This window comes from Ruegeria sp. N7 (assembly GCF_056531345.1).
On record NZ_JBQFLR010000006.1, the window covers coordinates 98385 to 112300 of the forward strand.

Annotated in this window: 11 protein-coding genes; 5 read left to right on the forward strand and 6 right to left on the reverse strand. The window is 56.0% G+C overall.

Annotated features, from left to right (window positions below; genetic code table 11):
- The first annotated feature begins 55 nt into the window (after nucleotides 1-55).
- From ACR0ES_RS09855 to ACR0ES_RS09870, 4 genes are read left to right on the forward strand one after another with little or no spacing between them, the layout of a single operon-like run.
- The gene (locus tag ACR0ES_RS09855) at nucleotides 56-3163 is read left to right on the forward strand and encodes an ABC transporter transmembrane domain-containing protein (RefSeq protein ID WP_480773665.1); all 3108 of its coding nucleotides are present in this window, start codon (nucleotides 56-58) and stop codon (nucleotides 3161-3163) included.
- Nucleotides 3156-4040, forward strand: a complete 885-nt coding sequence (locus ACR0ES_RS09860) for a CPBP family intramembrane glutamic endopeptidase (RefSeq protein ID WP_480773666.1) — start codon at nucleotides 3156-3158, stop codon at nucleotides 4038-4040. Before ACR0ES_RS09855 ends, ACR0ES_RS09860 begins: the two co-directional genes overlap by 8 nt.
- A gap of 60 nt (nucleotides 4041-4100) precedes the next feature.
- A complete protein-coding gene (gene accD, locus ACR0ES_RS09865; protein ID WP_480559863.1) occupies nucleotides 4101-5033 on the forward strand; it encodes an acetyl-CoA carboxylase, carboxyltransferase subunit beta in 933 nt (310 codons plus the stop codon).
- Nucleotides 5030-6304, forward strand: a complete 1275-nt coding sequence (locus tag ACR0ES_RS09870; RefSeq protein WP_480487463.1) for a bifunctional folylpolyglutamate synthase/dihydrofolate synthase — start codon at nucleotides 5030-5032, stop codon at nucleotides 6302-6304. The genes accD and ACR0ES_RS09870 overlap by 4 nt, the downstream gene beginning before the upstream one ends.
- Before the next feature lie 60 nt (nucleotides 6305-6364).
- Here the strand turns inward: ACR0ES_RS09870 and zapE are convergent, their stop codons facing one another.
- Nucleotides 6365-7423, reverse strand: coding sequence for a cell division protein ZapE (gene zapE / locus ACR0ES_RS09875; RefSeq protein WP_480870487.1), 1059 nt, complete (start codon nucleotides 7421-7423; stop codon nucleotides 6365-6367).
- Nucleotides 7424-7572: 149 nt separating this feature from the next.
- Between zapE and ACR0ES_RS09880 the strand changes: the two genes are divergently transcribed.
- Nucleotides 7573-8808, forward strand: a complete 1236-nt coding sequence (locus ACR0ES_RS09880) for an MFS transporter (RefSeq protein ID WP_480870490.1) — start codon at nucleotides 7573-7575, stop codon at nucleotides 8806-8808.
- Between the two features lie 62 nt (nucleotides 8809-8870).
- Here the strand turns inward: ACR0ES_RS09880 and mtnA are convergent, their stop codons facing one another.
- The 5 genes from mtnA to ACR0ES_RS09905 all read right to left on the reverse strand — a co-directional run bounded on the left by mtnA (nucleotide 8871) and on the right by ACR0ES_RS09905 (nucleotide 13866).
- Nucleotides 8871-9965, reverse strand: coding sequence for an S-methyl-5-thioribose-1-phosphate isomerase (mtnA, locus tag ACR0ES_RS09885; RefSeq protein ID WP_480833176.1), 1095 nt, complete (start codon nucleotides 9963-9965; stop codon nucleotides 8871-8873).
- A 122-nt stretch (nucleotides 9966-10087) separates the two neighbouring features.
- Entirely contained in the window at nucleotides 10088-10543 is a 456-nt protein-coding gene (locus tag ACR0ES_RS09890; RefSeq protein WP_480870493.1) for a YaiI/YqxD family protein, read from the reverse strand.
- Nucleotides 10540-11997, reverse strand: coding sequence for a Si-specific NAD(P)(+) transhydrogenase (gene sthA / locus ACR0ES_RS09895; protein WP_480870495.1), 1458 nt, complete (start codon nucleotides 11995-11997; stop codon nucleotides 10540-10542). Before sthA ends, ACR0ES_RS09890 begins: the two co-directional genes overlap by 4 nt.
- 3 nt (nucleotides 11998-12000) lie before the next feature.
- Entirely contained in the window at nucleotides 12001-12834 is an 834-nt protein-coding gene (gene fghA, locus ACR0ES_RS09900) for an S-formylglutathione hydrolase (protein WP_480773671.1), read from the reverse strand.
- 102 nt (nucleotides 12835-12936) lie between these two features.
- Nucleotides 12937-13866 carry an AEC family transporter gene (locus tag ACR0ES_RS09905; RefSeq protein ID WP_480870498.1) on the reverse strand — a complete coding sequence of 310 codons (930 nt, stop codon included), beginning with the start codon at nucleotides 13864-13866 and terminating at the stop codon, nucleotides 12937-12939.
- Nucleotides 13867-13916 lie beyond the last annotated feature (50 nt).

Sequence of the window (13916 nt, forward strand, 5' to 3'; positions counted from 1 at the left end):
AATGGGTTACCCCTGAACAGCCAAACATCAGTTCAGCTATCGATAAGGCCAGGCTATGGAGCCCACATTATTTTCTTTTATTTGGAAGCATTCAAAAAAACAGCAACTTGTCCTGCTGCTGTTAACGGTCCTGTCTTTCCCGTTTCTGTATGCGTCGCTGGAGCTGCCTAAACAAATAATCAACGATGCCATCGGTGCGCCAGGCGATACGGTGACAATCTGGGGCATCACAGTGTCTCAGGTTCAGTACCTGATGATATTATGCTTTGCATTTCTGGCTACTGTAATTGCCAGCGGGTTGATGAAGATGCGCATCAATACGATGAAAGGCATCTTGTCCGAACGCATGCTGCGCCGTCTTCGCTATACCCTGATTCAACGCACGATGCGGTTCCCGAGATCCTATTTTGCTACCACCAGCCAAGGAGAGCTGGTCTCGATGATCACATCCGAGGCCGAGCCGATGGGCGGCCTTATGGGGGATGCGATCGCGCAACCGGTGTTTCAGTTTGGTCAGATGATGACAATCGTCACCTTTCTGTTCATGCAAAGCATCTGGTTCGGTCTGGCAAGCATCGCGCTGATCCCGCTTCAGGCCTGGTTAATTCCCAAGCTACAACGTCAGATCAACTTGCTGAACAAGGATCGTATTCAGGAGGTTCGGCGTCTGAGCTCGGAAATCGGGGAAAGTGCGGCGGGCATCAGTGACCTGCGCACGAATGGCGGTTGGCGGTATCGTCTGGCGCAGTTCAGTCACAGGCTGGGGACCTTGTTCGAGATCCGGTTCAAGATCTACAACAAGAAATTCTTTATGAAGTTCCTGAACAATTTGATCACTCAGATGACGCCATTCCTGTTTTATTCGGTGGGCGGATACCTGGCGATCACGGGCGAGGTGACAGTAGGTGCACTGGTTGCCGCGTTGGGCGCGTACAAAGACCTAAGCGGGCCCTGGAAAGACCTTCTGACCTACTACAACCAGGTACAGGACATGTCCCTGCGGTGGGAGGTGGTCACCGAAAGATTTGCCCCGGACAACATGATCCCCGAAGAGCTGTTCATCGGCGAGCCGGAAACCATCCCACATCTGACCGGTGATATCGAATTGCGCAATGTGACCGTTCGCGATGGCGATGGCAAAACCATTCTGGAAGACATTGATCTGACCATCCCGCGGGGCGCGCGTGTGGCAATTCAATCCACCCATGCGTCGGAACGTAGTGCGTTGGGCCAGTTGCTGACCCGCGAGGTTCTGCCTGTTCAGGGGGATGTGGTCATAGCTGGCCACAAGCTGGACGAATTGCACCAATCAGTTATCGCGGCCCGGATCGGGTATGCCTATTCACGCCCCTATCTGTTTGATGGGACTTTGGGCGATAACCTCATGATGCCGTTGCGCACCCATCCGCAGCACGAGGCAGATGCCATAAGAACCCCGTCCCGTCGTCAGATCGAGTCTGTTCGGGCGGGTAACCCACCGGATTCGCTGGAAGATGAGTGGATCGATCCGGGGCTTGCCGGTCTGGACGATATTGATGGAATACGTGACTGGTGGTTCCAGCTGGTGGAAGCCATGGGGATTGACGAGTTCATGTTCCGGCGCACTCTGCGCTCCCAGTTTGATCCAGAAATACACCCTGTACTGGCACAGGAAATAGTCAGGCTGAGAGAAACCATCGCAGAACGGCTGAAAGAAAAAGGATTGGATCGTTATGTCTATAGGTTCGATCCAAACCAGTTTAACCCGGCCGTCCCGCTTGGGGGCAACCTGTTGTTCGCGGCACCGTCGCGAGACATATCTCCAGACATTCTGGCCGGAGACGCGCGGTTCGTGCAATTGCTCAGCACCCATGATCTGGCAGATGACGCGATCAGCATATCGAATGCTGTCATGGATACTCTTGGCAAGACATTTGGGCGAGACGGGGCTGACCATCCTTTGTTTCTGCGGCTTGGCATGTCAAAGGACATGTATCATCGGCTGCTCGACATCCAGGACCGGCGCAAAGCCAAAGGGAATGCCGCGCTGAGCGATCAGGAGCGCGCCTTGCTACTGACAGTGCCTTTCCTTCTGACCGCGGAACAGATCGGCCCGGATTTCCCAGAGGAATACAAGGAAAAAATTCTTGCTATCCGCAAGACCCAGGCTGAACGGTTGCGTGGTGCCATGGACGGTTTGTTCATGTCTGTAGCGCCTGACATCTATGTGCCGCGCTTGACCGTGATGGAGAACGCGATCTATGGCCGGATATCGTTGATGGCGGGTGCCCATGCCGAAGATATCGAAGACATCGTTGCAGAGGCCATGAACGAAGCCGGTCTGCGCCGTCGGGCAGCGGCCATTATTTATGACCTTCCGTCCGGGCTGGGCGGCAACAACCTTCCAACCGTGTTTCAGGAGCGTGCCGCTTTTTCGCGCGCAGGCATCAAACGCCCCGACATCCTGATCCTGGACAAGGCACTAGCCAGCCACGACTCGGAAAGCCGGTTGCGCACGCGCCTGAAACTGCGGGAACTGCTGCCCGATTCCATCATGATATTCATGGAGGATCATTTTGCACATCCCGAAGCCTATGACTTGTTTGTGGAAATCAAGGATGGACGGATCGACGGCGTCTCGCGAAGCAGACCAGCGCATGAGGACAGCACGTCGGACGATCTGAGCCGGAAACTCGAGATCCTGTCAGCAACGCAGTTGTTTTCAGGCCTGGATGGCAGAAACCAGAGGCTGCTGGCGTTTTCGGCGCAATGGTACGAAGCCAGCGCCGGGCAAGTCATCTTTTCCCGCGGTCAGGCGCCGGATGCGGCCTATTTGTGCATTTCAGGACAGGCCAAACTGGATTGGTCCAACGAGGATGGAACGAAACGTACAATCTCGATCATAGAACCCGGTCGGCTTATCGGAGACCTGTCCATCATTACAGGGGAACCAAGGCAGCTGGATCTGGTCGCGACGGAAGATAGCAGCTTTTTGCGTATTGGCGCGGAAGAGCTGCGTGCCGTTGTTGAAAGCGATGCTTCGGTCGCTTTGCAGTTGCTGCAGACAGTTGCAGGGTATCTGACGACGCTTTCGAACAGAATCAGCGTGGCCCAGAACGCCGAAGACATGTTTCCGCCCGTGACAGATGAAACGGCGCAGGAAGGTATTGGTAAGAATGCCTAGTGCGTATTCAGCTCATGCGCGTTTGGTCGAAACAGCCCGCGCCAAACCCGAACTCTGGCGTCTATTGCTGGGGCTGGCATTGATCGCCGTTTTGGTCAGTGTTTTGAACCTGGTGTTTTTCACCGTGGTTGCGGGGTTGGGCTCAGCGAAGTGGGCTCAGGAACTTTTGCAAGGCAGCACACCTTTGGCGCTGCTTTTGTTGCTGGCCAGTTTCGGGTTCATCATTCTTGGCGTGGCAGTGGCCGCGCGTCAGCTGCAGCACCGATCCTTGGGATCAATTTTCGGCCAGCGGGGTCTGGTTGCGGCCCAATTTCTGAAAGTGCTGAAAGCCCTGCTTATCTTGGGCGCTGTCGGTGTCTTGCTACCGCCCTACGGTTTGGGGGGAGCTCTGTCAAAGAATCTGCCATTTTCAACATGGCTCTTGTTGCTTCCGGTTTCGGTATTGGTTGTCCTGATTCAGACCAGCGCCGAAGAAGTTCTGTTTCGAGGGTACATTCAGCAAGCCCTTGCCGCCAGGTTTCAATCGCCCGTCATTTGGATGGGGATACCGTCTGTTTTGTTTGCCGCTGGCCATTACACACCGGAACTGGCAGGAGAAAATGCAATTCTGTTTGTGCTGTGGGCATTAATATTTGGGATGCTTGCATCCGATCTCACAGCGCGATCAGGTACATTGGGGCCAGCTATCGCATTGCATTTCTTCAATAACATCATCGCATTATTGTTCGTTTCCTTGCCGGATAATCTGAGCGGGCTGGCGCTTTTCTCGCTTCCGTTCGATGCATCTGACGCCGAACAGCTTCGTCCTTGGCTGTTGGTGGATTTGGCGGTGATGTTCGTATGCTGGCTGGCGGCGCGGCTTGCGATCAGGCGTTGATTGCATTTCTTCCCGTGGCGTCTTATTTGACGTCAACACCGCACAAGCCAAGGTTCCGACATGAACTGGATCACAAACTACGTCCGCCCCCGGATCAACTCGATCTTCTCTCGCCGCGAAGTGCCCGAAAACCTCTGGCAGAAATGTGACGAGTGCGGAACGATGCTGTTTCATCGTGAACTAGCGGAAAATCAGAACGTCTGTACCCAATGTGACCATCACATGGCGATTACCCCACGCGAGCGGTTCAATCACCTGTTCGACGGCGGTATTTTCACTGAGGTTGCAGTGCCAGCGCCAAAAGAAGATCCCTTGCATTTCCGCGACCAGAAGAAATACCCCGAGCGTATGCGAGCGGCGCAGAAAAAGACCGGCGAAAAAGAGGCGATGCTGGTTGCCAAAGGCGAAATCGGACGCACGCCAATCGTTGCAGCAGCGCAGGATTTCTCCTTCATGGGCGGATCAATGGGCATGTATGTGGGCAACGCGATCATCGCGGCCGCTCAAGAAGCGGTTAAGCTAAAGCGCCCACTGATCCTGTTCTCGGCAGCGGGTGGAGCGCGGATGCAGGAAGGCATTCTCAGCCTGATGCAAATGCCGCGCACAACCGTGGCCGTCGAAATGCTGAAAGAAGCAAATCTGCCCTATATCGTTGTGCTGACCCATCCCACCACCGGTGGTGTGACGGCGTCATATGCGATGTTGGGCGATGTCCACATCTCTGAACCGAACGCGCTGATCTGCTTTGCCGGTCCCCGAGTTATCGAGCAGACGATTCGCGAAAAGCTGCCCGACGGCTTCCAGCGGGCCGAGTACCTGCTGGATCACGGGATGCTGGACCGTGTCACCAAACGTACCGAGATGCGTGACGAACTGATCACCATCACCCGGATGCTGATGAACCAACCGCCGGCGATCAAAGGTGACCTGCCAGCACCGGCACCGGATGAAACGGCCAAGGTCGCGCAGGCCGAAGAGACCGGGAAAAAATGAACACCAAGACATCTGACGCCATCCTCGACCGGATGATGGCGCTACACCCCAAGATCATTGATTTGACCTTGGATCGCGTCTGGCGATTGCTGGCCGCCTTGGACAATCCGCAGCTCAAGCTGCCACCGGTTATCCATATTGCCGGGACCAATGGCAAAGGCTCGACCCAGGCAATGATCCGGGCGGGCTTGGAAGGGGCAGGGCGTTCCGTTCATGCCTACACTTCGCCCCATCTAGCGCGATTTCACGAACGTATCCGGTTGGCGGGCGAACTGATTTCGGAACCCGGCCTGACCGCGGTTCTGGATGAGTGCTACGCGGCGAACGGCGGCGAAAACATCACGTATTTCGAGATCACAACCTGCGCTGCCTTGCTGGCCTTCTCTCGCTGCAAAGCGGATTACACTCTGCTCGAGGTCGGTTTGGGCGGACGGCTGGATGCAACAAATGTGATTGATGAACCGGCGGTGACAGTCATTACGCCTGTTTCAATCGATCATGAACAGTATCTGGGCGACACCTTGGGAAAGATTGCCGCCGAAAAGGCGGGCATTATCAAACCCGGTGTGCCATGCATCGTCGGCCCGCAGGAAGACGAGGCACTGGAGGTGATCGAGTACACAGCCGCCCGGTTGGGCGCACCGCTACTTGTACATGGCCAGCATTGGCACGTTCATGAAGAAAACGGGCGCTTGATCTATCAGGACGAAACCGGGTTGCGTGATCTGCCGCTCCCCAACCTGCTGGGTGCACATCAGTTCCAGAATGCCGGTGCTGCCTTGGCGGTTCTGCGTCATCTTTCAATGGGTGACACTGCCTACGAGGCTGCCGTGTCCAATGCCAATTGGCCCGCGCGTATGCAACGTCTCAAAACCGGCCCGCTGACCGAGCAAGCCCCCCAGGTCGAACTGTGGCTGGATGGAGGGCATAACGCGGCCGCAGGCATCGCGCTTGCCGATGTGCTGGCAAAGATGCCGCAACGCCCTACGCACATAATCTGCGGTATGCTCAACACGAAAGACGTGACTGGGTACCTCGCGCCACTGTCAAGACAGGTTGCAAGCCTGACCGCCGTCTCCATACCGGGCGAGGCGGCCACGCTCAGCGCCGAAGAAACCGCCGCCGCTGCCACCAAAGTTGGCCTGCCTTCTTCAGTCGCTGCAAGTGTTTCGGAAGCGTTGAAGACAATCACGGACAAAGACCCACAGGCGCGTGTCCTGATCTGCGGCTCCCTTTATCTTGCCGGAAACATCCTGCGCGAAAACGGTTAAGCTTCATCTTTTCGCAAATACTCCGGGGGAGGCGCGCGCAGCGCGACGGGGGCAGAGCCCCTACTTCCCCCAGTTCTGGTCCTGCATTTCCCGCAGGCGCGATGCAGTACGCTCAAACTCAAAGGTGCCTTCTCCTTCGACATACAACATCTCGGGTTCCGCCGCAGCCGAGCAGATCAACCGAACTTTTGCCTCGTAGAGCGCATCTATCAGGATGACAAAGCGCTTGGCTTCATTGAAGTTATTTCTCGACAAACGGGGGATATCCTCAAGCACCAACACTTTAATTGCTTCTGCGATAGCCAGATAGTCCGCCGGTCCCAGCATCCGGCCACACAGGTCATAAAACGAAGCCCGTGCAACCCCGTTGCGAAATGCTGGCAGTTCGACAGCGCGGCCTTTGACCTGCAATATCAACGGATCGGCAGGTCCGCCTGCAAGATCGTTCCAGACATCCCGAATTTTCTGCCGCGCCTCAGGCCCGATGGGCGTAAAATAGACCGGGGCACCCTCTAGTCTGTTCTGACGGTAATCCGTGGGCGATACCAGTTCCCATACCTGCAACTGGTCTTTGATATGGGCAATAAAAGGCAGGAACAATTGCCGGTTCAACCCATCCTTATACAGCTCGTCCGGATGCCTGTTCGACGTGGTCACAACGACAACACCACCTTCGTGCAGCAGGTCAAACAAGCGGCCGACGATCATCGCATCCGTAATGTCAGTGATCTGCATCTCGTCGAAAGCCAGCAGGCGGACGGATTTCACCACTTCTTTCGCCACAGGTGCCAGAGCATCTTCTACATTCTCTTTTCGGGCCTTGTGCATTCCGGCATGGATTTCCTGCATGAATGCATGAAAGTGAACGCGCCGTGCGGGGACTTCACCCAGCGTGTCGACGAACATGTCCATCAGCATCGATTTACCACGTCCGACGCCACCCCACAGGTACAGGCCTTTAGGCGGAGGCGGAGCCTTGCGGAAAAACCCTCGTTTTACCGGCTCGGCCAGTGCCGCAAGGATGCGCTCAAACTGGTGTAACACGGCTTCTTGAGCGTCGTCACGCGTCAGAGTTCCATCCTCGACGCGGGCTTCGTAGTGCGAAATCAGATCCGTCATGACCAAGAGCCTTACCCATGACCCAGCCCGTTGAAAAGAAGACATTTCCCTGACGTATCAAATTTGCTTATCCGTGGCCGCAAATCTGTTGAATTGACGGGACTTGTAAATGCAGTACGGTCCGTCGGACCAAACTACCCGAGGTCGCAATGCCGCAACCCACCCGCATGTTGAACCCGATCCTGATCGTTGGATGCATCATCATCACGGTCAGCTTTGCCGTGCGCGCGTCTTTCGGCGTGTTTCAGATTCCGATCGCCAGCGAATTTGGCTGGCTGCGCACGGATTTCTCACTGGCGATTGCAATCCAGAATCTGGCTTGGGGTATCGGCCAGCCGATCTTTGCAGCTATCGCGGAAAAAGTAGGAGACCGAAAGGCCATTATCCTTGGCGCTTTGACCTACGCTGCCGGTATGGTGCTTTCGGCCTGGTCCGTCACACCTCTTGAACACCAAGTCTATGCGTGGCTGGTGGGGTTTGGCATTGCCGGAACCGGGTTCGGCGTGGTTTTGGCTGTGGTCGGTCGCGCGTCCTCTGATGAAAATCGGTCCATGTCGCTGGCCGTCGTTACAGCTGCGGGCAGTTTCGGACAGGTTCTGGGCGCTCCGACAGCTGAGTGGCTGTTGTCATTCTTGCCCTGGCAACAGGTCTTCGTCGTGTTTGCCGCTGCGATTCTTGCACTAGTATTGACCCTGCCTTTCATGCGGGCGCCTCAGCCAGCTTCAAAGGCAGAGTTTCAAGAAAGCATGGGTAAGATTCTGGGCAAGGCGTTCCGAGATCCTTCTTACGCTTTGATATTTATTGGGTTTTTTAGCTGCGGTTACCAGCTTGGATTTATCACCGCTCATTTTCCGGCATTCGTAACCGAAATGTGCGGCCCGATCGAACCCGGCAGCGTGCTGTATTCCATCGGCATCACATCCACGTCCGCGCTTGGCGCGGTATCGATTTCACTGATTGGTTTGGCCAATATCGCCGGGACTCTTTTGGCGGGTTGGGCAGGTAATCATTTCCCTAAGAAATACCTGCTGGCCTCGGTCTATGCCGGTCGAACGCTTGCTGCGGCGTTGTTCATCATTTTCCCGATAACGCCGCTGTCCGTCATTACATTCTCGCTGGTGATGGGGTCGCTTTGGTTGGCCACCGTTCCGCTCACGTCGGGTCTTGTCGCGCACCTCTATGGTTTGCGTTACATGGGAACACTCTATGGCATAATCTTCTTCAGCCATCAGGTTGGCAGCTTCCTGGGCGTCTGGCTGGGTGGGCGCATGTATGACCAGTATGGTGACTATGCCCTGGTCTGGTGGATCGGTGTGGCAATTGGGGCCTTCAGCGCCATCGTTCATCTACCGATCCGAGAAAACCGTCTGGCAGTCCCTGCCTGAAGTGACGTTTCGCGCTCGACCTACGTGTACGTGCCAGCGGTAATGCCGCGTGGGGTGTTAATCTAGCCAGCTCGGTCCGGAAACAATCCGGCAAGGCCTTCGGCCGAGGCGGCACAGACGCCACGCTCGGTGATAAGCCCGGTCACCAGCCGGTTGGGTGTGACATCAAAGGCAGGATTGCCACCCTCTGTATCGTTCGGGGTGACGCGAACATCGGCAATATCCCCTTGGCCGTTCACGCCCATGACATGGGTCACTTCTTTTGTATCACGTTCCTCGATCGGTATTTCCGTCACTCCATCCCGAACCGTCCAGTCGATCGTAGGCGAGGGTAGGGCAACATAAAACGGAACCCCGTTGTCCCGCGCCGCCAAGGCCTTCAGGTAGGTGCCGATTTTATTGCAGACGTCGCCTTGTGCCGTGGTCCGGTCTGTACCGGTGATGACGGCGTCAACCAAACCATGTTGCATCAGGTGACCGCCTGCATTGTCCACGATGTAACGATGGGGAATGCCGTGTTCGCCAAGTTCCCAGGATGTCAGCGCCCCCTGATTTCGTGGCCGGGTCTCATCCACCCAGACATGAAGCGGAATGCCCGCGTCATGCGCGTGATACATCGGGCTTGTCGCCGTTCCCCAATCCACCGTTGCTAGCCAACCGGCATTGCAATGCGTCAATAGCCGCACCGGTTCACCTGCGGGCTTTCGGGCTGCAATTTCTTTGATCAGTTGCAGCCCATGGCGACCTATCGAGGCATTGATCTCAACATCTTCGTCAGCAACCTCCTGTGCCATTGCCCAGGCCCGTTCGGCACGGTCACTTGGGGCAAGTGGCATCAGCGCGTCGCGGCATCTGTCCAAAGCCCATCGCAGGTTGATTGCCGTTGGCCGGGTCGCGTGCAAAACGTCATATGCGGCATCGAACGAAGCGTCAGAGCTGTCACGGGACATCTGTTCGGCAATTCCAAACGCGGCTGTTGCACCGATCAGTGGCGCACCCCTAACCCACATGTCGCGGATCGCTGTCGCAAATTCATCCAGCGTTTTCAGGGTAACCACCCGAAAGTCATGGGGCAGCCAACGCTGGTCGATAATCCGAACCTCACCTGCCGATTTGTCCCACCAAATCGACCGGTAATGAGCACCCAGTACTTTCATAATTCGGTCTCCGTTTGCGAATAGCCTGATCAGAAGTCTTTCGCAGCCTGCGTTCTTTCGGCGGGCTTGTAAACGGGCGTTTCTGGTTACCGGCTGGCATTTTAGCTTGCTGGTGACTGCACTTACCCGCGGGTCGCAGCGCGAATTTCCCGCTCCAATGCGTCCAAGAACCGTGAGCGATCTGCTTTGCTGAACGGTCGGCCGCCGCCTCCGGCCCCCAATGGATTGGCGGCCCGCAGGTCAGCCATCAAATCACGCATTGCCAATTGCTGGCCAATGTTGGCTGCTGTAAAGGACTCGCCGTTGGGGCGCAAAACTCGGGCACCTGTTTCGACGCATTTCGCGGCCAGAGGGATATCAGAGGTCACAACTATATCCCCTGCGCCACAGCGTTCTGCAATCCATTTGTCCGCTTCATCAGCACCTTCCGAAACCACGATGACCTGTACAAGCGGGTTTGCTGACGGTCGAAGACCGCCATTCGACACCAGTGCCATAGGCACCTTGTGTCGTGTTGCAACCCGTTCGGCCTCGGCCTTTACAGGGCAGGCATCGCCATCGACATACAGCGTTGTCACGCCTTTTTGGCCTCTTTTTTCTCTGGTTGAGCAGGTTTCTTCCGCACCTTGAATTCGTCCGGGATCGGCATCCGGTTGAAAGCATCCAACCCGGCGATCTTGTAAGCCTCGGCCAGAGTTGGATAGTTGAACGTGTTCTGAACGAAGTAATCGACAGTGCCCTTTAGATTCAGCACCGCCTGAGCGATGTGGATCAGCTCAGTCGCACCTTCGCCCACAATCTGCACGCCCAAGACACGGCGGGTCTTCAGTGAAAACAGCATCTTCAGCATGCCGTGTTCCAGACCCATGATATGCCCGCGCGAGGTTTCGCGGAATCGGGCCACGCCGACCTCATACGGAATGCCACGTTCCTGAAGTTCTTCCTCGGACATGCCGCAGGTGGAAATTTCGGGAACCGAGTAGATGCCATAGGGGTACCATGGGCTTTCTGGCAGTGTAGGTGTCTCGAGCGCATGGCAGGCAGCCACACGCCCTTGCTGCAATGAAGTCGAGGCCAGCGAAGGGTGACCGATCACATCCCCGGTCGCGTAGATATGCGGAACCGCGGTCTGATATGTCTTGCGGTCTACCTTGATCCGGTTACGGTGATCGGTTTCCAGTCCGACTGAGTCCAGATTGAGTTTCGATGTTGCGCCCATGCGCCCGGCTGCAAACAGCAGCATTTCGGCCCGCACGTGACGCCCGTTTTCAAGGGTCACTTCCACATGCTCGCCCGCATCTTCAATCTTTTCGACAGCTGACCCTAAACGCAGATCAACACCGTTTTCGCGGATCTGATGGGTGAAATCATGAATCAATCGGCTATCGATGAAGTCCAGAAACGTATCCCGCGGCTCGATCAGCGTCACCCGAACGTCCAGCGCCGAGAACATCGTGGCGTATTCGACCCCAATGACCCCGGCACCGATAACAACCAGTGAACGCGGGATTTCTGCCATTTCCAGAAACTCGTCGCCATCGACCACGGTCTTGCCGTTGAATGGAACATAGTCGGGGCGATAGGTCTTGGTCCCCGTTGCAATCAGAAACTTGGCGGCCGTTACACGTGTGGTCTCTCCGGCATCAGTGGCGACTTCCACTTCGTGTGGTCCGACAAACTTGGCTAAACCGTCCAGAGTATCGACGTGGTTCCGGTTGAACTGATGTTCCAGCACGTCGACTTCGTGATCGAGCGTCATATGCAGGCGCGCTTTCAGATCATCGGCGCGGATCTGGTCCTTGACCCGATAGGAACGGCCATAAAAGCTGCGCTCGCGCCAGCCCGACAGGTTCAGAACCGTTTCGCGCAATGTCTTGGATGGGATAGTTCCGGTGTGAACGGACACCCCACCAAAACGGTCTTTTCGGTCAATCACCAGAACCCGTCGCTTGAGCTTGCCAGCCTGAATGGCCGCAGAACGCCCCGAAGGCCCGGACCCGATGATGACCAGATCATAGTCGTATTTGCTCATATCTCAGTCTCCGTACAGCGCTTCGGCGTGGAAAACGATGTGATCTTCCATGAAGGTAGATACGAAGAAATACGAATGGTCATACCCCGGCTGGAGGCGGAAGGTTGCTTGCTGGCGACGCTCAGCGATGGCTTGGGCAAGCGCTTCTGGGCGCAGCAGGTCCATGAACTGATCATTGGTGCCCGTATCGATCAGGATGGGGCCGTCGAAACCGGTTTCTTTCATCAACAGGGAAGCATCGTGTTTGGCCCAAAGGGATTCATCATCCCCCAGATACGCGCCCAGCTGTTTGCGCCCCCAGTCAGCGCCCGTCGGGTTCGCGATGGGTGCGAAGGCCGAAACCGAGCGGTACCGTCCTGGAAGGTTCATGGCCATCGTCAATGCACCATGCCCGCCCATGGAATGACCCGTAATGGCCTGACGTTCGCTATCGATGGCAAAGCTTTCGAACAGCAGGGTAGGCAATTCGTCGGCAATGTAGTCCCACATCCGGAAATGCGGTGCCCAGGGCTCCTGCGTGGCGTTCACGTAGAACCCAGCGCCCTGACCCAAATCGTAGTCGTCATGATCCGCAACACTTTTACCGCGTGGCGAAGTGTCGGGAAATACCACTGCAATGCCTTGTTCCGCAGCCCAAGCTTGTGCGCCGGCTTTTGTCATCGCGTTTTCATGGGTGCAGGTCAGACCAGACAGATACCACAAGATCGGAACCGGGCCATCTTTCGCCTCGGCCGGAAGAAAAAGGCCAAACGTCATGTCGCATTGGCATGTCGACGAAGCATGGCGATACACGCCTTGCACTCCGCCGAAACAGGCATTTTCCGAAAGGGTTTCCATTAGGCATCGTCCTTATTCTAGAGTCGCAACATGGCTAACGATCCACGGACCCGGCGTAAAGTCCGAGTGCCTTTGGAGTGAGTATTTTTGAAAGGGTGAAGGTCAGGGGGCACCTAGAGCCGCAATAACAAGTGGTATGGTGACAATGCTGACGAGCGTCGACAGTAAAATAGCAGCCGAGGCGCGCTGTGGGGCAATGCCGTAATGCGCGGCCAGCATATAGACATTTCCTGCTACGGGCAGAGCTGCTGCTGCAATTGCAACGCTTGCCGGGAATGTTTCGATCGGGATCAGCCAGATCAGGGCGATTGCTACGAAAAGCGGGTGGAGCACTAGTTTGCAGAAACTCAACCAGGCTGCGATCTGAAATCTTTCCGCGGATTTGCCAGCAAGGGACGCACCGATTGCAAAAAGCGCTCCGGGGGTTGCGGCACCACCGAGGATGGTCAGAAAGTTGTTCAGCGGATCGGGAACCGGGATTTGCAGGGATGACCAGACGAGCCCGGCAGAGATCGAGACAATCATCGGGTTCTTGAGCAGACCCATTCCAATCAGTTTGAATGTGGCTGGGGTCAGCCTTCCGTCGCGACCACCGTTGATCAGGATCACGATCAGAGACGAGAATACCACCAGATCTACGGTCAGGACCAGCATGACCGGACCAATAGCGGCTTCGGTGAACAGCAGCGCGAGCATCGGCAGGCCAAGAAAGCCAACGTTCCCAATAGCAGCGCATTGTGCCTCAACCGCCGAAGTAGGCACGTCCAGGCCGCGTATCCACGCAACGCAAGTTGCTATGCCATAAACAGCAGCGGTTCCAATGAGATAACCGAAGATCAGTCTTGCGTTGAAAATCTCTGCAAAGGGTAGGGTCGCCGCAAATCGAAAAAGCATTGCCGACAGCGCGAAGAAGAAGACGAACTTGGTCAGGTATGCGGTTGCTTCGGCCGTAAAGAACCGTGTGCGCCCAGCCCAAAAGCCAAGGCCGATGATTGCAAAAAAGGGAAGTGTACGCAAAAAGATATCGGCCATGGGCCAAGTCCTAGCACGGTTTAGAACCGTCGCAAGAGCTCAACACCCCA

What these genes read in the sequence shown, in the direction of transcription:
- ACR0ES_RS09855 (WP_480773665.1), top strand. Translation starts at nt 56, where the DNA reads ATGGAGCCCACATTATTTTCTTTTATTTGGAAGCATTCAAAAAAACAG.
- ACR0ES_RS09860 (WP_480773666.1), top strand. Translation starts at nt 3,156, where the DNA reads ATGCCTAGTGCGTATTCAGCTCATGCGCGTTTGGTCGAAACAGCCCGC.
- accD (WP_480559863.1), top strand. Translation starts at nt 4,101, where the DNA reads ATGAACTGGATCACAAACTACGTCCGCCCCCGGATCAACTCGATCTTC.
- ACR0ES_RS09870 (WP_480487463.1), top strand. Translation starts at nt 5,030, where the DNA reads ATGAACACCAAGACATCTGACGCCATCCTCGACCGGATGATGGCGCTA.
- zapE (WP_480870487.1), bottom strand. Translation starts at nt 7,423, where the DNA reads ATGACGGATCTGATTTCGCACTACGAAGCCCGCGTCGAGGATGGAACT.
- ACR0ES_RS09880 (WP_480870490.1), top strand. Translation starts at nt 7,573, where the DNA reads ATGCCGCAACCCACCCGCATGTTGAACCCGATCCTGATCGTTGGATGC.
- mtnA (WP_480833176.1), bottom strand. Translation starts at nt 9,965, where the DNA reads ATGAAAGTACTGGGTGCTCATTACCGGTCGATTTGGTGGGACAAATCG.
- sthA (WP_480870495.1), bottom strand. Translation starts at nt 11,997, where the DNA reads ATGAGCAAATACGACTATGATCTGGTCATCATCGGGTCCGGGCCTTCG.
- fghA (WP_480773671.1), bottom strand. Translation starts at nt 12,834, where the DNA reads ATGGAAACCCTTTCGGAAAATGCCTGTTTCGGCGGAGTGCAAGGCGTG.
- ACR0ES_RS09905 (WP_480870498.1), bottom strand. Translation starts at nt 13,866, where the DNA reads ATGGCCGATATCTTTTTGCGTACACTTCCCTTTTTTGCAATCATCGGC.